This is a genomic window from Rubrivirga aquatilis (assembly GCF_046845665.1).
GTDB lineage: Bacteria > Bacteroidota > Rhodothermia > Rhodothermales > Rubricoccaceae > Rubrivirga.
This window is the reverse complement of record NZ_CP177355.1, coordinates 3,740,524-3,759,612: the sequence shown is the minus strand read 5'-3', so window position 1 is coordinate 3,759,612 and position 19,089 is coordinate 3,740,524. Positions and strand designations below refer to the sequence as shown.

19 protein-coding genes are annotated in these 19,089 nt (G+C 70.4%); 11 read left to right on the top strand and 8 right to left on the bottom strand.

What is annotated here, in order from left to right; all coding sequences use genetic code 11:
• The first annotated feature begins 1 nt into the window (after position 1).
• From ACLII4_RS16670 to ACLII4_RS16640, 7 genes are all read left to right on the top strand, one after another.
• Entirely contained in the window at positions 2-889 is an 888-nt protein-coding gene (locus ACLII4_RS16670) for an SCO family protein (protein WP_412068523.1), read from the top strand.
• Positions 890-925: 36 nt separating this feature from the next.
• The gene (coxB, locus tag ACLII4_RS16665) at positions 926-2,065 is read left to right on the top strand and encodes a cytochrome c oxidase subunit II (protein ID WP_412068522.1); all 1,140 of its coding nucleotides are present in this window, start codon (positions 926-928) and stop codon (positions 2,063-2,065) included.
• Positions 2,066-2,110: 45 nt separating this feature from the next.
• Positions 2,111-3,934 (top strand): cytochrome c oxidase subunit I, encoded by a 1,824-nt coding sequence (gene ctaD / locus ACLII4_RS16660; protein WP_412068521.1) that lies wholly within the window; start codon positions 2,111-2,113, stop codon positions 3,932-3,934.
• Positions 3,935-3,980: 46 nt separating this feature from the next.
• A complete protein-coding gene (locus ACLII4_RS16655) occupies positions 3,981-5,039 on the top strand; it encodes a cytochrome c oxidase subunit 3 (protein WP_412068520.1) in 1,059 nt (352 codons plus the stop codon).
• A 61-nt stretch (positions 5,040-5,100) separates the two neighbouring features.
• Entirely contained in the window at positions 5,101-5,652 is a 552-nt protein-coding gene (locus tag ACLII4_RS16650; protein WP_412068519.1) for a cytochrome C oxidase subunit IV family protein, read from the top strand.
• Positions 5,653-5,656: 4 nt separating this feature from the next.
• On the top strand, positions 5,657-5,968 hold the full coding sequence (locus tag ACLII4_RS16645) for a hypothetical protein (protein WP_412068518.1): 312 nt from the start codon (positions 5,657-5,659) through the stop codon (positions 5,966-5,968).
• Between the two features lie 48 nt (positions 5,969-6,016).
• Positions 6,017-6,976: a methylenetetrahydrofolate reductase gene (locus ACLII4_RS16640; protein WP_412068517.1), complete on the top strand. Its 960-nt coding sequence runs from the start codon at positions 6,017-6,019 to the stop codon at positions 6,974-6,976.
• 158 nt (positions 6,977-7,134) lie between these two features.
• Here the strand turns inward: ACLII4_RS16640 and ybeY are convergent, their stop codons facing one another.
• From ybeY to ACLII4_RS16625, 3 genes are all read right to left on the bottom strand, one after another.
• On the bottom strand, positions 7,135-7,584 hold the full coding sequence (gene ybeY, locus ACLII4_RS16635; protein ID WP_412068516.1) for an rRNA maturation RNase YbeY: 450 nt from the start codon (positions 7,582-7,584) through the stop codon (positions 7,135-7,137).
• A complete protein-coding gene (locus ACLII4_RS16630) occupies positions 7,581-8,027 on the bottom strand; it encodes a hypothetical protein (protein WP_412068515.1) in 447 nt (148 codons plus the stop codon). Before ACLII4_RS16630 ends, ybeY begins: the two co-directional genes overlap by 4 nt.
• A gap of 181 nt (positions 8,028-8,208) precedes the next feature.
• The gene (locus ACLII4_RS16625) at positions 8,209-11,103 is read right to left on the bottom strand and encodes a protein O-mannosyl-transferase family (protein ID WP_412068514.1); all 2,895 of its coding nucleotides are present in this window, start codon (positions 11,101-11,103) and stop codon (positions 8,209-8,211) included.
• Between the two features lie 260 nt (positions 11,104-11,363).
• Between ACLII4_RS16625 and ACLII4_RS16620 the strand changes: the two genes are divergently transcribed.
• Entirely contained in the window at positions 11,364-11,891 is a 528-nt protein-coding gene (locus ACLII4_RS16620) for a rhodanese-like domain-containing protein (RefSeq protein ID WP_412068513.1), read from the top strand.
• Between the two features lie 118 nt (positions 11,892-12,009).
• Positions 12,010-12,708, top strand: a complete 699-nt coding sequence (locus tag ACLII4_RS16615) for a phosphoribosylanthranilate isomerase (RefSeq protein ID WP_412068512.1) — start codon at positions 12,010-12,012, stop codon at positions 12,706-12,708.
• A gap of 10 nt (positions 12,709-12,718) precedes the next feature.
• Here the strand turns inward: ACLII4_RS16615 and ACLII4_RS16610 are convergent, their stop codons facing one another.
• Positions 12,719-13,156, bottom strand: a complete 438-nt coding sequence (locus ACLII4_RS16610) for a TlpA family protein disulfide reductase (RefSeq protein WP_412068511.1) — start codon at positions 13,154-13,156, stop codon at positions 12,719-12,721.
• Complete coding sequence (locus ACLII4_RS16605; protein ID WP_412068510.1) at positions 13,149-13,709, bottom strand: TlpA family protein disulfide reductase; 561 nt, start codon at positions 13,707-13,709, stop codon at positions 13,149-13,151. The genes ACLII4_RS16610 and ACLII4_RS16605 overlap by 8 nt, the downstream gene beginning before the upstream one ends.
• A gap of 90 nt (positions 13,710-13,799) precedes the next feature.
• Here ACLII4_RS16605 and ACLII4_RS16600 point away from each other — a divergent pair, with 90 nt between their 5' ends.
• Positions 13,800-14,144, top strand: coding sequence for a glyoxalase superfamily protein (locus tag ACLII4_RS16600; RefSeq protein WP_412068509.1), 345 nt, complete (start codon positions 13,800-13,802; stop codon positions 14,142-14,144).
• Between the two features lie 72 nt (positions 14,145-14,216).
• Here the strand turns inward: ACLII4_RS16600 and rsmI are convergent, their stop codons facing one another.
• Positions 14,217-14,942: a 16S rRNA (cytidine(1402)-2'-O)-methyltransferase gene (rsmI, locus tag ACLII4_RS16595; RefSeq protein ID WP_412068508.1), complete on the bottom strand. Its 726-nt coding sequence runs from the start codon at positions 14,940-14,942 to the stop codon at positions 14,217-14,219.
• Between the two features lie 145 nt (positions 14,943-15,087).
• Positions 15,088-16,524 carry an LptF/LptG family permease gene (locus ACLII4_RS16590; protein ID WP_412068507.1) on the bottom strand — a complete coding sequence of 479 codons (1,437 nt, stop codon included), beginning with the start codon at positions 16,522-16,524 and terminating at the stop codon, positions 15,088-15,090.
• 150 nt (positions 16,525-16,674) lie between these two features.
• On the opposite strand from ACLII4_RS16590, the gene ACLII4_RS16585 reads away from it, so the two are divergent.
• Positions 16,675-17,337, top strand: a complete 663-nt coding sequence (locus ACLII4_RS16585) for an MBL fold metallo-hydrolase (protein ID WP_412068506.1) — start codon at positions 16,675-16,677, stop codon at positions 17,335-17,337.
• Positions 17,338-17,695: 358 nt separating this feature from the next.
• Here the strand turns inward: ACLII4_RS16585 and ACLII4_RS16580 are convergent, their stop codons facing one another.
• Positions 17,696-19,030 (bottom strand): DEAD/DEAH box helicase, encoded by a 1,335-nt coding sequence (locus ACLII4_RS16580; RefSeq protein ID WP_412068505.1) that lies wholly within the window; start codon positions 19,028-19,030, stop codon positions 17,696-17,698.
• Between the last annotated feature and the right edge of the window lie 59 nt (positions 19,031-19,089).

Below are 19,089 nucleotides of genomic sequence, written 5' to 3'. Positions count from 1 at the left end.
GATGCGTGCCCGTGGCCTCCTGCTCTTGGCACTCGCCGCGTTCGCGGTCGGGGCACAGGCACAGGTCACACGCGGGCCCATCGCGCCGCTCGACGGCCAGGAGGGCCAGGGCCCGCTCCCGAACCGCTTGGCAGGCGCCGTCGGCCTGACGGAGTTTCTCGGCGCCAGCGTCCCGACGGACCTGACGTTCTTGGACGAACAGGGCGAGACGGTCCAACTCGCAAGCATCGTCGACGGCGAGCGGCCGACGGTCGTCGCCTTCGTCTACCACAGCTGCCCGATGCTGTGCAGCTTGGTCCTCGACGGGCTGGCGAATGCCATCTCCCAGTCCGACCTGGTGCTCGGTGAGGACTACACCGTGCTGGCGGTCAGCGTCGACCCGCGCGACACGCCCGAGATGGCGACCCGGGCCAAGGCCCGCTACGTCCGGCTCGCGGAGGTCGCCGACACCGACGCCTTCCACTTCTGGACCGTCGGCGACTCGCTTGAAGCGAATGTCGAGGCGCTCGCCGACGCCGTCGGCTTCCGCTACGCGTGGGACCCCCGGACGAGCGAGTACGCGCACACGGCCGCGCTCACGCTGCTCTCGCCCGACGGCAAAATCACCCGCTACCTCTACGGCATCGAGCCGGCCCCGCTCGACTTCAAGCTGGGGCTCGTCGAGGCCAGCGAGGGGACAGTCGGCAACGCCCTCGACCGCTTCCTCATCACGTGTTACGAGTACGACGAAGACGCCCAGTCGTACTCTCTGGCCGTGCTGACCGTGACCAAGATCGCCGGGGCCGTCTTGCTCGTCGTCTTCGGCGGCCTGCTCCTGTTCTTCTGGCGCCGCGAGGGCTCGCGGCCCGACGACTGGGGCGACGCACCCACCCCAGCGCCCGCCCGCTGACTCACCGTCGGCACCCCCCGTGCCGACCTTATTCCGATGATGCAGACCGATTCCACCGCCGCCGCGCTCGAGCGGACGTCCTTGCTGACTGAGGGCGGCACGATCTGGCTCCCGCCGCAGTCCTCGACGACGGCGCACGAGATCGACGCGCTGTTCTACTTCATCCTGTACGCGTCCATTATCCTGACGCTGATGGTGACGGCGGCGATGGTCTACTTCGTTTGGAAGTACCGCCGCAAGAGCCACGCCGACCGCCCGGTCGACGTGATCGAGAGCAAGTGGCTGGAGACGAGCTGGGTGGTGATCCCGTCCATCCTCGTCCTCGTCGTGTTCTTCTGGGGCTTCCGCGCCTACGTCGGCACGGCCATCCCACCGAGCGACGCCATCACGATCAACGTCAAGGCTCAGAAGTGGGCGTGGACGTTCGAGTACCAGAACGGCATGCAGGGCTTCAGCGAGATCTGGGTGCCCGTCGGGACGCCCATCCGGCTGGAGATGACGAGCCAGGACGTGCTCCACAGCTTCTTTGTCCCGGAGTTCCGGATCAAGCACGACGTGATCCCGAACCGCTACTCGTACGTCTGGTTCGAGGCCCCCCGCGAGGGGACCTACCAGGTGCTCTGCACCGAGTACTGCGGCAACGCCCACTCCAACATGGGCGCCAAGATCCACGTCGTCTCGCGTGACGAGTACTACGCCGTCCTGCGCAACGGCCCGCCCGGCCAGGGCCCGGTCCCTCTCGTTGAGCTTGGCGAGCAGCTCTACACCCAGCGCAACTGCAACAACTGCCACTCGATCGACGGCACCGCTGGTGTCGGTCCGTCGTGGCTGAACGTGTGGGGCCAGCCCCGCCCCGGCTCCGCAAGCGGCTTCTTCGACGAGGCCTACACGGTCGAGTCGATCCTGTACCCACAGAACTACATCGTGCCCGGCTACGAGAACGGCAACATGCCGTCCTACGACGGCCAGCTCAACGAGGAGCAGGTCGCCGGGCTGGCGGCCTACATCCGCTCAGTGAGCGGCGCCTCGCTCCCGTCCGACCTCGTCCTCCCCGAGGACGCGGGCGTGGAGCAGTCCACGGCCGGCCAGCCGCCCGAGGGCGGCATGGGCGACCCGAGCGTCCCCGTCGCCGACCCCGTCGATCCGGAGGATCGCGAGGCCGTCCGCGAGCAGTAACCCCACCCCGGCCCCGCGCCGGCCCCACCCCCAGCCAGTCCCCCCATGGCGACGCTGACACCCACCAAGCCGGCTCCCGCCGCGGCGCCCGCCGCCGCGCGCGCGTATCCGGTCGGCCACGAGCCGGTCCACAACTACCTCCGCGAGCCCCGGCCCGCCGACGGCGTCCGCGGCGCCTCCCGCGCGTGGCAGTGGGTCAAGCTGTGGGCCCTGACCGTGGACCACAAGCGGATCGGGATCATGTACCTGATCGCGGTCTCGTTCTTCTTCTCGGTCGGCGGCCTGCTGGCGCTCGGGATCCGGACGGAGCTGTTCACGGTCGGCGAGACGATCATGGGGCCCGACGCGTACAACCGCGTGTTCACCATGCACGGGCTGGTGATGGTGTTCCTGTTCATCATCCCGTCGATCCCGGCGACGATGGGCAACTTCCTGCTGCCGATCATGGTCGGCGCCAAGGACGTGGCCTTCCCCAGGCTGAACCTGCTGAGCTTGTACATCTACGTGATCGGCGCCATCATCGCGCTGTACTCGATCACGACGGGCGGCGTCGACACGGGCTGGACGTTCTACACGCCGTACTCGAAGGAGACCGGCACGGCGGTGATCGCGATGGCCATGGGGGCCTTCGTGATGGGCTTCTCGTCGATCCTGACCGGCCTCAACTTTATCGTGACGATCCACAAGATGCGCGCGCCGGGGATGACCTGGAACCGGATGCCGCTCTTCCTGTGGTCGATCTACGCGACCTCGATCGTCCAGGTGCTCGCGACGCCGGTCATCGGCATCACGCTCGTCCTCCTGACCATGGAGCGCGTGCTCGGCATCGGCATCTTCGACCCAGCCCTCGGCGGCGACCCGGTCCTGTTCCAGCACTTTTTCTGGTTCTACAGCCACCCCGCCGTGTACATCATGATCCTGCCGGCCTTCGGCGTGATCTCGGAGCTGATGGGCACGTTCAGCCGCCAGCGGGTCTACGGCTACCGCGCCGTCGCGCTGTCGTCCGTGGCGATCGCGCTCTTGGGCTTCCTGGTCTGGGGCCACCACATGTTCACCTCGGGCCAGAGCCCGGTGTCGAGCGTCGTGTTCTCGCTGATCACGTTCCTGATCGGCATCCCGTCGGGCATCAAGATCTTCAACTGGGTCTGGACGATGTACAAGGGCTCGGTCTGGCTCAAGACCCCGATGCTCTACGCGCTGACGTTCCTGTTCCTTTTCACGATCGGCGGCGTGACGGGCATCATGGTCGGGGCGCTCGCGGTCGACATTCACCTCCACGACACCTACTTCGTGGTCGCCCACTTCCACTACGTGATGATGGGCGGGACGGTGATGGCCTTCCTCGGCGGGCTCCATTACTGGTGGCCGAAGATGACGGGCAAGCTCTACAACGAGACGCTGGGCAAGCTCTCGGCGCTGCTCGTCTTCCTGGGCTTCAACATGACGTTCTTCATCCAGTTCGTCATGGGCAGCCAGGGCATGCCCCGTCGCTACTACGACTACCCCGACATGCCGTGGCTCGAGCCGCTGCACCAGGCCTCGACCATCGGCAGCTACGTGCTCGGCCTCGGGCTGTTCGTCGTGCTCGTCAACGGCCTGCTGTCGCTGCGCAAGGGCACGCCCAAGGCGCCCGGCAACCCGTGGGGCGGCGCCACGCTGGAGTGGACGCATACGACGAGCCCGCCGGACCACCACAACTTCCACCACACGCCGCTCGTGACGCACGGCCCCTACGACTACGAAGTGCTCTTCCAGTCGTCGGGCGACAGCCAGCGCGGCGCGCCGGTCCCGGTCGTCGAGATCGGCGGGCCGCAGGAGATGGACCAGACCATCGACGACGGCACCTCCCAGCCCGACCCGATCGCCTAGGGCGTCGGTCTCCCAGACCGCCCCCTCGACTCACGCTCTAGACACCATGGCGACTTCTCCCACCCCGGTCACCGTCGACGACCCGCACGCCCACGGCGGCGACGGGCACGGCGACATCCACGGCGGCGAGCCTCACATGCTCGTCGGCCACGACGGCCAGCTCCACGCGTCGAACCTCCAGCACTTTTTCGTGTCCTCGGAGCAGCAGTTCGAGGCCTCGAAGCTGGGGATGTGGCTGTTCCTGGCGACGGAGATCCTGCTCTTCGGCGGGATGTTCGTGGCCTACGGCATCTTCCGCGTCCTGTACCCGGAGCTCTACGAGCAGGCCAGCTTGCAACTCGACACCGTGCTCGGCGCCACGAACACGCTCGTCTTGCTCCTGTCGTCGCTGACGATGGCGTGGGCGATCCGTGGGGCGCAGATGGACAACAAGAAGGTCTTGGTCTACAACCTGGTCGCCACGATGGTGCTGGCGTCGGGCTTCCTGGTGGTCAAGTATTTCGAGTACGGCCACAAGTTCGAGCTGGGCATCTACCCCGGCGTCAACTTCGAGCTCGACGAGGGCACGGCCCGCGTCAACGAGCTCGCGGGTTCAGTCCCGGGCGTCCCGCTCTTCGTGGTCGACGGTGAGGGCGAGACCGTTGACGCCGAGGCCGTCGAGGCCGAGGCGGGCACGCTCGCGACCGGCGACGCGCCACTTATGGGCGAAGACACCTCCGGCGACCCCAACGCGCTCCAGGCTGCGGATGCCGCGAGCGGGGGGGAGGGCGCTGCCGTTCCAGACGCGGAGCTCTTGCTGGAAGGCGGCACCGGCTTGGCTGAGGCCGAGCATGCCGCGGACGACCACGGCGGCGACCACGGCCGCGAGGGGGAGATCTTCTCCAACCGCCGCGCCGGCATCTTCTTCGCCATCTACTACGTGATGACGGGGATCCACGCCATCCACATCGTGATCGGCATCATCGCGATCGGCTTCCTGGTGTTCTTCGCGTCCAAGGACCGGTACTCGTCGGTGTGGTACACGCCGGTCGAGAACGTCGGCCTGTACTGGCACATCGTCGACATCATCTGGATTTTCGTCTTCCCCCTCATGTACCTGATCTGATCCGGGACGCGGGACTCCACGCGAGCCCCAATGCCTCACGGATCACGACTCCACATCGACCATGGCAGATCACGCACACGCAGAGGGACACACCGAGCACACCGGCCACGGCGCTCACCACGTCATCGACGCGGGGATGCTCAAGCAGACGTTCGCCATCCTCGTCGGCCTCACGGTCCTGACCGTCGTGCTCGCCATCTTCGAGCGGGGCTTCGGCGACTTCTTCGGCTTCCAGTTCGAAACCCCCTTCCGGATTCCGTTCGGCTGGCTCAGCGTGCCGATCGCGCTCGGCATCGCCGGGACGAAGGTGTACTGGGTGGCCTCCCGGTTCATGGGGCTCAAATACGAGGCCACGCGCACCAACATGCTGGTCTTCCTGGGCAGCACCTCGTTCCTGCTCATCTTCTTCGGCTTCACCTACCTCGACTTTGCGTTCCGCGACACGTTCGAAGAGCTGGCGGCCACGCCGACGGACATCCTGGAGGAGGAGGTGATCGATGCACAGGAGACCGAGTCCCAGTTTGAGGGCGCCGCCCCCGCGCTCGTCGGCCAGCCCGACGCCGACCTGTTCGGTGCGCCCGCACCCGCCCCCGAGCCGGTGGAGGCCAACTGATCCGATGCTGCCGCTCGGCGCCGCGTTCGTGCTGTTCTTCTGGGTCGCCGTCCCGGCGATTCTGTTGATGGCCGTCTGGGCAGGCGTGACGGCATTTCGGATCCTCTACCCGGACGACGTGATGCCGTTCGACCCCGTCGACCGTCGCCGCCGCGCGTCGGCTCGCGGTGAGGCCCGGCCCGTCAAGCTCCGCGACATCTTGGAGGACGAGCGCGCGCGTCAAGCGAAGCCTCGCCAGCGCGTCGCGCCGGGCGGCCCGCCCCAAGCGCCCGGACGCTCGGCCCTCACCGAGGACCTCTGGCTCCGCCGGAACTAGCCGCTGGCCCGTGTCTCGCGGTATCCTCGCGCCTCCCCCCGACGCGCCATGAAGGTCACGGAGCACTACGACCAGGCCGACGGCCCGCTGTTCTCGTACGAGATCATCCCACCCACGCGCGGCACGTCCGTCGCGGATGTGCTGGCGGTCGTCGAGGCGCTGGCGCCGTACCGGCCGCCGTTCATCGACGTGACGAGCCACTCGGCCGAGACGGTGTACGACGAGCAGCCCGACGGGACCGTCCGCAAGCGCGTCAAGCGTAAGCGGCCGGGCACGCTGGGGCTGTGCGCGGCCATCCAGTACCGCTTCGGCATCGATGCCGTGCCGCACCTGTTGTGCCGCGGGTTCACGCAGGAGGAGACCGAGGACGCGCTCATCGAACTCAACTACCTCGGCATCCACAACGTGCTGGCGGTGAAGGGCGACGAGGCCGCGGCCGACAAGCCCGAGCGGCCGGGCCGCCACCACAACGCCTACGCGGCGGACCTGGTGGCCCAGATCCAGGCCATGAACGCGGGCCGCTACCTGGCCGACCTCCTTGACGCGGCGCCCACCGACTTTTGCGTCGGCGTGGGCGGCTACCCCGAAAAGCACGTCGACGCGCCCAACCTGACGTGGGACGTACTCAACCTCAAGCGCAAGGTGGACGCGGGCGCCGACTACGTGGTCAGCCAGATGTTTTTCGACAACGCCCACTTTTTGGCGTGGGCCGAGACGTGCCGCGAGGTCGGGGTGACGGTCCCGATCGTGCCGGGCGTCAAGATCCTGACCTCCAAACAGCAACTCCGCACGCTGCCCCGGACGTTCCACACGGAGATACCGGAGGCGCTGGCGGCGGAGGTCGAGGCCGCCAAGCCCGAGCACGTGGCGGACGTGGGCGTCGAGTGGGCCCGCCAGCAGGCCGCCGAACTGGTCGACGCGGGCGTCCCCGGCATCCACTTCTACATCATGTCGACCGCGAAGCACGTCGTCAAGGTCGCCGAGCCGCTGCGCAAGCTGGTGGGGTAGGCGCTGTCAGGTGAATGCCTCACGGCGTGCGGTTGGCCCTGATCGCCGCCCTCCGCGTCGCGCGGCATCGCCGTGGCGACGGCTACGTCTGCTTCGCACGTCTTGACGTCGATGCCCAGGCCTCGATCGCGGCTGCGTGCGGAATCACCGGACGATACCTAGCAGCCCGCCGCCGCCAGGTAGCGGTCCTCCAGCGCCCGCATCGCCGCGCGCTGCGCGTCCGTCGCGTCGTCGTGCCCGCACAAGTGGAGGACGCCGTGTGCCACGTAGCGCAGCGCCTCGCGCTCGGGCGTCGTGTCGAACTCGGCCGCCCGCTCGTGCGCCGTGTCGAGGTCGACGTAGACCTCGCCGTCGACGATGCCCGGCGCCTCGTCGAGCACAAACGACACCACGTCGGTCTCGTAGTCGTGGCCGAGCCACTCCCGGTTGAGGTTGTGGACCGTCGCGTGGTCCGCGAGCACGATCCCCACGTCGCCCGTGGAGAGCCCTTCTCCGTCGATCACGGCCTGCGCGACCGCCCGAGCCGTGTCGACATCGAGCGACCGCGTCTCGTGCGCGAGGTGGACCTCGACGCCGCCCGCAGGGGGGCCGCCGTCGACGTCCGTCACGCCTCCGACTCCGGCGTCCAGTCGCCTTCGAAGAGCGGCTCGCTGAGCGACAGCACGACGGCCGCTTGCGCGACTTCGGGGGCGACGGTCAGGAAATCGGCGGAGAGCAGTCGCTCGGCGACATTCGCGTAGAGCGAGCACGCGGCCTCACGCTCGATCACGAGCCCAGCGACGCGTCCGCCGCCGCGAGCGAAGAAGATGACCTCGCCCAGGTCCTCAGACGTGACGAGCCCGGCGCAGTCGTGGAGCTCGAGGTGCGCCTCGGTCCCATACACCTTGACGATGGCGCTGCCCTCGTCCGTGCGGGTGACCTCGACGGCCAGCCGCCGCCCGCTGGCGGGGTCGGAGAGCGCGAGTCGGGTGAGCGCGCCGTCGCGCTCGGGCGTCACGCCCAGGACGGCCGCAGCGCGGTCGAGGTCGGCGTCGGGCAGGGTCTCGGGCATCGGTCGGGGGCGGAGGACGGCCGGAATCTACGGCCGGGCGAGCAGCGGGTCGGTGCGTCCGTGCATCCGTCGGTCGGCGGGCGGTGAGTGGCTGGGCTCCCCCCGCCGATCGCCCATCGCAGCGCTCAGGGTCGACCAGCGGTTCCCCTCACGCGTGAGGGGAACCGCCGGGCCCACGGGTCTACTGCCCCGCCGAGTCGGTGGGCGGCGCCATCATGGCCTCGGCCTCGGCGCGGATCTCGTCGGCCGAGCGGCGGAAGGTCTCGTCGCCGATCACGTCCGCGATGCGGCCCATGAACGCCGAGGCGGCCTCGTAGTCGCCGCCCAGGATGTAGGCCGACTGGATGTACTGGACGAACTGGAACGCCTGGTCCTGCGAGCCGGCGGACCGTGCAGACTGGAGCTGTCCGAGGGCGATGGTCTCCGCCTCGCGGAAGATGGTGGCCGCCTTGTCCGAGGCGCCAGCCCGCTCATAGGCGTCGGCCAGTGTCAGCAGCGACCCGAAGCTGGCGGGGACCGTGGTGGTCGGGACCTGCTGCGCGAGGCGGTCGAGCAGGGCGACGGCGGCGTCGGCGCGGCCCTGGCCCGCGAGCCGCCCGGCAATGGTGCCGACACGGATGCGGTAGCCGTCGGCCATGTTGCGGGCGTTCTGGTCGAGGTACACGTCGGGGTCGTCGAGGCCGCGGAACTCGAACTTGGACAGCCGGGCGAGCGCGACCTCCGGGACGACCGCGCCGTCGGGGTCGCCGCCGCCGCGTGCGAGGGGGACCACGCGCCGCGCCAGCCCCTCGTTCTGGAAGTAGGGCTGGAGGCCCAACTCCGAGGCTTGCGAGACGGTCCCGGCAAAGTAGACCGGCCGCTGCCAGCCCTCCTCGGCCACGTTGCGGAGCAGGTCGAGCACGGCGAGGTCGGCCGTGTAGAGCACGCTCTGGCCCTCCCCGAGCGGCTGCCCACGTAGCGTCCATGTCATCCGGTCGGGAACGTCGCCTGGGGCGATGCGGCCAGCCACGCGGTCGTCGGCGAACGCGCGCGCGTCGACGGGCAGGGCCACCTCGGTGTCCTCGATCACGCGCGGCGCCAGCGGACCGGTCGCCCGCATAGAGGGCGGGCCCGAGATGCCGTCGAGGTCGGCGTCGGTGAACGACAGCGGGAGCGGCGCGCTCTCGCGGCTGGCCTGGTCGCGGAGCTGGCGGATGTACCACGGCGTGTTGAGCAGCGACAGGTTCACCACGCGCACGTCGCGGCGGACACCCATCACCTCCTGGAGGTACCACAGCGGGAAGGTGTCGTTGTCGCCGTTCGTCAGCAGGATCGCGTTCGGCGCCGTGCTCTCGAGCAGGTTGCGCGCGAAGTCCGTCGCGATGCGGCGGCCCGAGCGGTCGTGGTCGTCGTAGTTCTCGACGGCCATCCACCCGGGGACGACCAGGAACAGCGCGGCGGCGATCGCCAGCGCCGTCGCGCTCCGCAGCGCGGCCGTCTTCTTCTCGAGCGCCTCCGACGCCAGCTCGATCAGCCCGGTCGCCCCGATCCCGATCCACAGCGAGAAGGCGAAGAACGAGGCCACGTACGAGTAGTCCCGCTCGCGCGGCTGGTACGGCGTCTGGTTCAGGTACAGGATGATGCCGATGCCCGTGACCAGGAACAGCACGCCGACCGCGAGCGCGCGCCGCCAGTCGCGCTGGACGTGGACGCCGATGCCGATCAATCCGAGCAGCAGCGGGAGCCAGAAGTAGGCGTTCTGCCCTGCCTGTTCAGAGGGCGTTGGGCCCGTCGCCGGTCTCTCGCCGATCCCGGAGATCCAGCCGGCGTCCTGGGTATCGGCCGCCTTGCCGACGAAGTTCCACATAAAGTACCGCGCGTACATGTGGCCAATCTGATACTGCCAGAAGTAGGCCGCGTCAGAGTCGTACTGAGCGTAGACCTGGATGTGCTGCGGGACCGACGAGTGCCGACGCGGGAACGTCGTCTGCTCGTCGACGCGGCCGGTCCGGTTGTCGTAGGTCGTGCCCGTGAGCAGCGGCGTGCTGCCGTACTGCTCGCGCTTGAGGTAGCTCACGATGGCCTCGGCCGTCTCCGGGTCGTTCTCGTCGATCGGCGGGTTGGCGGCCGAGCGGACAAAGATGAGCCCGTACGACGAGTAGCCGAGGATCACGAGCGCGATGATGAGCGACGCGAGGTTGGCCAGCGGCATCCCCTTTTTCTGCGTGTACCACACGGCGCCGACGAGCAGCGCCAGCACCGCGATCACGAACAGCGTCGGCGACCCGCTCGCGCCCGCCAGCGTCGGCAGCGTCTGGACGACGCCGGGGTAGATCACAAGGAACACGCCGACGGCCACGGCGCCCGTCAGAAGCAGCCCCTTGACGCGCTGCCCGGTCGTCCAGTCCGCCCGGTCGACCTTCTGGAAGAAGACCACGAGCGCGATGAAGAACAGCGTCAGCACGTTCAGCAGGTGGACGCCGATCGCGAGTCCGAACAGGTACGCGATGGCGACGAGGTAGCGGTCGGCGTGGAGCCCGAACGGGTGCTCGCCGCGCTTGGCGAGGGCGGCCTCCTCGGCCCGGGTCGCATCCCGCCAGACGAGGGCCAGCCACACCACGAGCGCCGTGAACAGCATCGACATCGCGTAGACCTCGGCCTCGACGGCGTTGAACCAGAACGAGTCCGTGACCGCGAACGTCAGCGCGCCGATCGCGCCGCCCGCATTCGCGCCGACGCGCTGAGCGGGTGTCCAGGTGTCCGGGTGGCCGGTCCAGATCCGCACCAGCCGCACGATCACCAGGTGCGTCACCAGGATCGTCAGCGCGCTGCACAGCACGGAGACCAGGTTGACCGAGAACGCGATGGGCTCCGGGCTCGACGTGCCGAGGATGGGCGACAACATCGAGAAGAGCCGCCCCACCAGCATGTAGAACGGGGCCCCTGGCGGGTGGCTCACCTCCAATCCGTTGGAGATGGCGATGAACTCGCCCGAGTCCCAGAATGGCGTCGTCTCGGCCATCGTGGCGACGTAGAGGACGAACGAGTACACGAAGACCGTCGCGGCGACGAGGCGGTCAATCAGCTTGCCGGTCATTCGGGGGGTCGAGCCGTGGGAGAATGCGAAGCGCGAAGATAGCCTGCGGACGGGGGCGCCTCAGGGACGCGGCCAACGGGCCGACGGCTCGCGTTCGGGTGCACCACGGGGACGAGGAGACGGGAACGAGGAACGGGGAACGGGCGGACGCCAGATGGAGGCGCCGTCTTCGCGAGCCCCTCACGCTCGGGAGGTCGCAGGTCTGCACTCCCAAATCCCCGCTCGCGGCACCCTCCACCCGGACCGAGCGTTGGGACCCCATGCGCCTCGCCCTCGCCGCCCTCGTCCTCCTCCTCGTCGCCGTGGCCGTGTGGGCGCTGTCGCGGCCGTACCGGCCGGGCTCGCTGGCGTGGCGTGCCGTCGACCGCCAGGTCGCCGCCCGCTTTCCCGACGTGCCGTCGATCTCGACCGACACGCTGGCGTCGCGGCTGGCGTCGGGCGCGGCTCCGCTCCTGCTCGATGCCCGGACGCCCGAGGAGTACGCCATCTCGCACCTCCCCGGCGCCGTCCGCGTGGACCCCGACGCGAGCCCGGAAGTGCTGGCGGAGGCGGTCGGACAGGCGACGCGCGTGGTCGTGTACTGCTCCGTCGGCGTGCGCTCGGGGGCCGTGGCGGAGCGGCTGCGCGAGCGGGGCGTCGAGGCGGCAAACCTGGAGGGCTCGATCTTTCGGTGGGCGGGGGAGGGCCGGCCCGTCGTGCGCGGCGGGGAGCCCGTCGGCGAGGTCCACCCCTACGATGCCGTCTGGGGCAGGCTGCTGGCGCCCGACTTGCGCGCCGACCTCGACTGACCCCACCTCGGCGCCGAGGTGGACAGGGGCGCGGCCAACGTGGCGGGGCTATGCACGGAGCGGCAGGCAGCGCATCTTGCCCCTTGCCCCTTGCCCCTCGCCCCTTGCCCCTTGCCCCGTGGACGCTCCCCGTGCCCCTCGTCTCAAAGTCTGCTGCATCGGCTCGATTGCCGAGATGCGGCTCGCCGTCCGCTACGGCGCCGATGCCGTCGGGCTCGTCGGCGCGATGCCGAGTGGGCCAGGCGTAATTCCGGACGAGCGGATCGCCGAGATCGCCCGGGCCGTCCCGCCACCCGTGATGTCGGTGCTGCTGACGAGCGCGACCGACGCCGACACGATCGCGCGGCAGGTCGATGCGGCGGGGGTCTCAGCCGTCCAACTCGTCGACCGCGCGAGCCCGGCCGTGTGGGCGCGGTTGCGGGTCGAGATCCCGGGGCGGGCGCTGTGGCAGGTCGTCCACGTGACCGGGCCCGAGTCGGTCGCCGAGGCCGAGGCCGTCGCGCGGCACGTCGACGTGGTGCTGCTCGACTCCGGCAACCCCGACGCGGCCACCAAGACGCTGGGCGGGACGGGGACGGCGCACGACTGGGCGGTCAGCCGGGCAATCCGCGAGCGGCTCGACGTGCCGGTCTTCCTGGCGGGCGGCCTGCGGCCGGACAACGTGCCGCGAGCGGTCGCTGAGGTCGGGCCGTTCGGGCTCGACGTGTGTAGCGGGTTGCGGACGGGAGGCGCGCTCAATGCGCGCAAGCTGGCGGCATTCGCGCGAGCGATGGGGGACGGGGCGGCGGGTCCCCACGCCGCATTCTCTGCACCCTAACCCCCCGCCGTTACCACGCGCGCCGCGCGTCGGCGACGGCGCCCATCACCTGCTCCGCCGTGGCCTCCCCGTAGTTCATACCGTACGCCAGGAGGCCGTTGCGGTTGAACACGAGCGTCGTCGGGGTCCACGAGACGGGCACGCCGAGCAGCGTCAGCCGTCGGTCCGGCTTCTCGGGCTTCGGGCCGGGCACGACGACTTCGGCGACGCCCTCGACGCCGTCCTCGGCGAGCACATCCGCGCCGGACGCGCCGTCGCTCCAGACGGTCACGAAGGTGACGGAGTCGGCCCCGAGGTCACGCCAGCGGCTCCACACCGGCGCGTGCTCGTGGCGCGCGTTGTCGCACCACGGCGCCCACACGTGGACGACGTGGACGCCGTCAGCGGAGACGATCTGGCGGAGGGTGGTGTCGGCCCCGTCGGGCCGGGGTGAAGACAGGTCAGTCATGGGTCCACTCGTTGCGGGCGTCGGCGATGGCGGCGGCGAGCTGCTCGGGCGTGAGCTCGCCGTAGTTGAACGCGTACGCCAGCTTGCCCGAGCGGTTGTAGACCCACGTCGTCGGTGTCCACGTCAGCGGGAGGCCGAGGAACGTCGTCCGCCGCAGGGCGCGGTCGGCGGAGGGCCCTCGGTCGGGCTGGGCGTAGACGGAGACATTCGCGCCGGGCTCGATCCCGTAGCGCGCCAGCCGGTCCGCCCCGTCCTCGGCGTCATTCCAGATGGTCACGAACGCGAACGTCACGTCGGGGTGGCCCTCGAGGACCTCGTAGAGCCCGCCTTCGAGTTCCGCCTTCGAGTTGCCGCACCACGGCGCCCAGAAGTGGACCACGTGGACGCCCGGTTCGGCGATCGTCGTGGCGACGGCGTTCTCCACCGCCGTCCGGTCGTCGGCTGGCGGCGTGCTGGCGGCGGCCGGCGGAGCGCTGGCGACGGGCGCGGGCGGGGCGGCGGGGCTCGAGCTTGCGCACCCGGAGAGGGCGGCGAGGAGCAACAGGCGAAGCATGAGGCGGGGGAGGGGCGGCCGGATAGTTTACCCCGCCTCCGACCCCGCCTCCGACCCCGCCTCCGACTCCGCCTCCGACCCCGCCCACCGATGCCCGAGCACCTCGCCCCGATCCTGCGCGTCCGCGACGCCGCCACGACGGCGCGGTGGTACGCCCGCCTTGGCTTCGCCGTCGAGGGCGAGCACCGCTTCGTGCCGACGCTGCCGCTGTACCTCTTCCTGCGGCGCGGTGACATTCGGCTGCACTTGTCCGAGCACCGCGGCGACGCCCGGCCCGACACGCTCTTGTACTTCAGCGTCGACGATGTGGATGCCGTCGCGGCCGAGTTCGGCGCCGAGGTGAGCGCCCAGCCGTGGGCTCGCGAGGTCGAGCTCACCGACCCCGACGGCAACCGCTGGCGCATCGGCGAGCCGGTGGGGGAGGGCACGGGCTAAGCGGGCAGCGGATTCCGGCGGCTTGTGTCGCTGAGCCGAGAAACGAGGAGGCGACGAGCGGAGGAGAGGCCGTCAGTCCGTCTTCCGTTCCTTTCTGCCTCCCATCCGTTTCTCTTTGACGACCGGTGTGCCCTCCGCACCGCCGACGACGACGACGATCTCGCCCCGGACCTTCGCCTGCGCGCCGTAGTGCGCCGCCAACTCCGCCAGCGTCCCCCGGCGGACCTCCTCGTGGATCTTGGTCAGCTCGCGGCCGACGGCAGCGGGGCGGTCCTCCCCGAGAAACTCCGCCAGCTGGCCGAGCAGCTTGACCAGCCGGTGCGGGCTCTCGTAGAGGATCGACGTGCGCGGCTCGTCGGCGAGCGCCTTGATCCGCGTCTGGCGGCCCTTCTTGTGGGGCAGGAAGCCCTCGAAGACGAACCGGTCACTCGGGAGCCCGCTGGCGACGAGGGCCGGGACGAACGCCGTCGGGCCCGGCAGCGCCTCGACGCGGATGTCCGCCTCGGCGGCGGCGCGGACCAACAAGAAGCCCGGATCCGAGATGCCCGGCGTCCCGGCGTCGGACACCAGCGCGACCGTCTCGCCGGCCTGCATCCGGCTCACGAGTTGCGAGACCCGGCCGTGCTCGTTGTGGGTGTGGAAGCTCAGGCGCGGCGTGTCGATGCCGAAGTGGTTGAACAGCTTGCCCGTCGTGCGCGTGTCCTCGCAGGCCACCACGTCGGCCTCCTTGAGGGTGCGGATCGCGCGGAGCGTGATGTCCTCGAGGTTGCCGACGGGCGTGGGGACGAGGATGAGCATGGGGACTGGGGACTGGGGACTGGGGACTGGGGACTGGGGACTGGGGACTGGGGAAGGTGCGCCTCATCATTTGTTCCGGCTTGCGAGGTCGCCTCGCTCTGCTCGTTCCTCATTCCCCGTTCCTCGTCCCCGCGAGCGCAGCGAGCTATCCCCTCCGTTTGAAGCGGCCGGCCAGGGCGCGGATGGGGTCGCGCCAGGCGGGGTCGCGGGCCTCGCGGACGACGAGGTACGTGCCGAGCACGCCGATGATGACGTTCGCGGCCCACATCCCGAGCCAGGGCGGGAGCATGTCCCGGTCCGCCAGCTTCTCGCCCTGGACGAGCGTGATCCAGTAGAACAAGAACACGAAGACGGCCAGCGTCGCGACGACACCGACACCCGCGCGCGGGACCGCCAGCCCCAAGGGCACGCCGACGAGCACGAAGACGAGGCACGCCAGCGCGATCGAATTCTTTTTGTAGATCTCGACCCGGAAGCGGTCGGCCCGCTGCGCCTCGAACTCGACGGCCGCCGCTGCCGACTCGGCCGCGCCCCGGACGGACCGCGCGCGGCGCAGCGCTAGGTCGTAGGCCGCGACGCGGTCGTCGTCGCCCAGCCCCGCCAGGACGGCCCGCCCGGCGCCGACGGTGACGGTGTCGCCGGGCGTCGTCGTGGCGACCGACTCGGTCTCGAAAAACGAGGGCCGGACGTCGTAGCTCGCGGCACCCCGCCGCGCGAGCGCAGCGCGGACGGAGTCGCCGCGGGCGTCGGACAGGGCGTCGAGCGAGTCGACGACCGCCAGCATCTCGGTCGTTCGCATCGAGCGGTCGGTGCGCCCCACCTCGTCGGTCGTGCGGCGCTCGAAGCCGCCGAGCCCGCCGAGGTCGAGCGCCAGCCGGTGGCGGTCGAAGGTGAGGCGCTCGTACTCGTCGCCTTCTAAGGCCGGCGTGCGGCGGTCGATGGCGCCGTCCTCGAGCAGCATCGACAGGCGCTGGCCGCCGTACTGGGTCTGCAAGCGCGCGCGCTTGGCGGTGAGCGTGGCCGTCGCGGCCCCGGCGCCGCTCTCGAAGACGGTCACGCCCAGGAGCAGGCCGGCGGAGTCGGGCGGAATCGCCTCGGCGCGGATCGCGTAGCCGCCGACGTCGGTGTAGAACTCGCCGGGCGTCAGCGCGAAGGCCGGGCGGCTGACGCGGATGTCGCGCCACAGCCCGTTGAGCCGGTAGTTGGCCTCGGGCAGCATCTCGTTGTTGAAGTACGCCATCGCGCCGGTCAGCAGGATCCCGACGACGAGCGCGGGCCACGCCAGCCGCGGCAGCGAGATGCCGGACGCCTTGGCGACGAGGTAGCCCCGGCTCTCGGCGAGCGCCCCGAACGCCGCCAGCAGCGCGATCAGCCACGCCATCGGGACCGCCAGCGACAGCATGTAGGCCAGGCTGTACGCGATCAGCTCGGTGACGGCCACCAGCGGCAACCCGCGCCCGACGAGTTGGGGCAGGTAGTTGATCAGGAACTGCATCAGGAGCAGGAACAGCAGCGTCACCAGCGCGGCCAGGAACGGCAGCGGCAGGGCCCGGAGGATCTGGCGGTGGAGGCGCGTGAGCATGGGGGAATCTCGCTGGCGCTCGGGGAAAGGGGAAGGGGGAACGGGGAACGGGCAGAGTCCGCATCCGGGGCGGGCCTGCCCGCTGGCGCCCGCCGCCCTCAGACGAGACCTTGCGCTCCTGCCCTCCTGCGTTCCCGCATTCCCGACTCCATGCCCCTCACCGTCCAGTCGTTCGTCGTCAGCCCGTTCGCCGAGAACACCTACGTCCTGTCGTCCGGCGGCGAGGCCGCGCTCATCGACCCCGGGACCGCGAGCCGGGCCGAGCGGCAGGCCGTCGAGGCGTACATCGAGGCGGCGGGGCTGACGGTCCGGCACCTGCTCCTCACGCACGGCCACCTCGACCACGTCTTCGGCTGCGCCCATTTCCAGCACCGCTTCCCCGACGCCGAGCACGGCGGCTGGCAGATGCACCCCGCCGACGGGCCCCTCCTCGACAACGCCGTCGTCCAGGGCGAGATGTTCGGCGTCCGCGTGGACGCCCCGCCACCCCCGGCGCACGACCTCGCGGCGGGCGACGCGATCGCGCTCGGCGACGCCGTGCTGCGCGTGCTCCACGTCCCCGGCCACTCGCCGGGCTCCGTCGCCTTTTACTCGGAAGCCGATGAGCTCGTCATTGCGGGGGACGCCCTGTTCAGGGGCTCGATTGGCCGGACTGACCTGTGGCAGGGCGATCTCGACACGCTGCTGGCGTCGATCCGCCGCGAGCTGTTGGTGCTGCCCGACGACACGCGCGTGTTCTCGGGCCACGGCCCGATGACGACGGTCGGCGCCGAGCGGGCGTCGAACCCATTTTTGAATGGGGCGGGGGTCTGAGAGACGGTGGGCGGCGTTGAGACCAAGCGGTCCGCCTCTGTGGCTCTGCGGGGGAGCCGAACGGAACGCCGAGGCGGGCGACCCTCACCCTGCCCCTCTCCCGAGGGGAGAGGGGACGTCTTATGTCCGCTCGCGCCATCCGACGATTGAAAGCGCCACATCCGATCCTCCCCTCCAGCCTGTCCCCGCGCAGGCGGGGAGGAGGGGCCGGGGGAGGGCGACGGGCACGGCGCAAGCCCGAAGGCTTGCGCGGTAGGTGAGCTCGCGCGAGACGCGGGCTCCCTCTCCCATAGGGCGAGGGGGTGCAGGGGAGGGTTTGGGGTGATGAGGTCCCTGCCCATTCCCCGGCCGCCGTCGTCTACCGCGAGCCGTGGCCGCCGCTCCGGCCGCCGCCGTTGCGTCCGCCACCGCCCTTGCCCTTGGGGCCGCCGCCATTCCGGCCGGTCCCGTTGCGCCCGCCACCCGGGCGGCCGCCGCCCTGGCCCTTCTGGCGCGAGCGGTGGCCGCTCGGGTTGGACCGCTTGGCCTTCGTCATCGCGGCGCCCATCGCGGGCGGCTCGAAGCCGTCGATCTTGACCTCGTCGACCCGCTGGCCCATGTGCTTCTCGATCGAGGCGAGGTGCGGCGACTCCTCGGCGGAGACGAACGAGATGGCATCGCCGGTGGCCTCGGCGCGGCCGGTCCGCCCGATCCGGTGGATGTAGTCCTCCGGGATATTCGGCGTGTCGAAGTTGATGACGTGCGTCACGCCGGGCACGTCGATGCCGCGCGCGGCGATGTCGGTCGCGACCAGCACCTTGAACTGGCCGGACTCGAAGCCCTTGAGCGCGCGCTGGCGCTGGCCCTGGCTCCGGTTCGAGTGGATCGCGACGGCGTTGTAGCCGGCGCGGTCCAGCTTCTTCATGATCCGGTCCGCGCGGTACTTCGTGCGCGAGAACACGATGACGCGGTCGGTGTCCTCGGTGTCGAGGAGGTGGTGGAGGAGCGCCTGCTTGTCGGCCTCGCCGATGCGGACGGCGCGCTGGGCGACGGTCGCGGCGGGGTCTCGGCGCTCGCCGACCTCGATGGTCTCGGGCTTGTGCAGGATGCTCCGGGCGAGGTCCTGGATCGGGGGCGGCATGGTGGCCGAGAACAGCAGGGTCTGGCGCTGCTCGGGGACCTCGGCCACGATGCGGCGGACGTCGCGGACGAAGCCCATGTCGAACATCCGGTCGGCCTCGTCGAGCACGAGCACGTCGACGCGGCTCAGGTCGAGGACACCCTCGCTGACCAGGTCGAGCAGCCGGCCCGGCGTGGCGACCACGATGTCGACGCCGCGCTTGAGCGCCGCCCGCTGGGCGCCCTTGCCGACGCCGCCGTAGACCGTCGCGGACGTCACGTGGGTGTGCTTGCCGTACGTCCGGACGGCCTCCTCGACCTGGATCGCCAACTCGCGCGTCGGCGTCACGACGAGGGCCCGGATCGGGCGGCGCTTGCCGTGCGGCGCGTCGTCCTTGACGAGGTAGTCCAAAATGGGCAGCACGAACGCAGCCGTCTTGCCGGTCCCCGTCTGGGCCACGCCGACCACGTCGATGCCGTCGAGCGCGGGCGGCAGGGTGGCCGCTTGGACGGGCGTGGGCGTGGTGTAGCCGGCGTCGACGACGCCGCGGAGTACGGAGGGGGCGAAGCCGAAGGACTCGAACGAAACAGACATCTCTAGCAAATGGGGGGACCCTGCAAGGTCGCCGGAGGGCGTCCGGGGCGCCTCTGCGC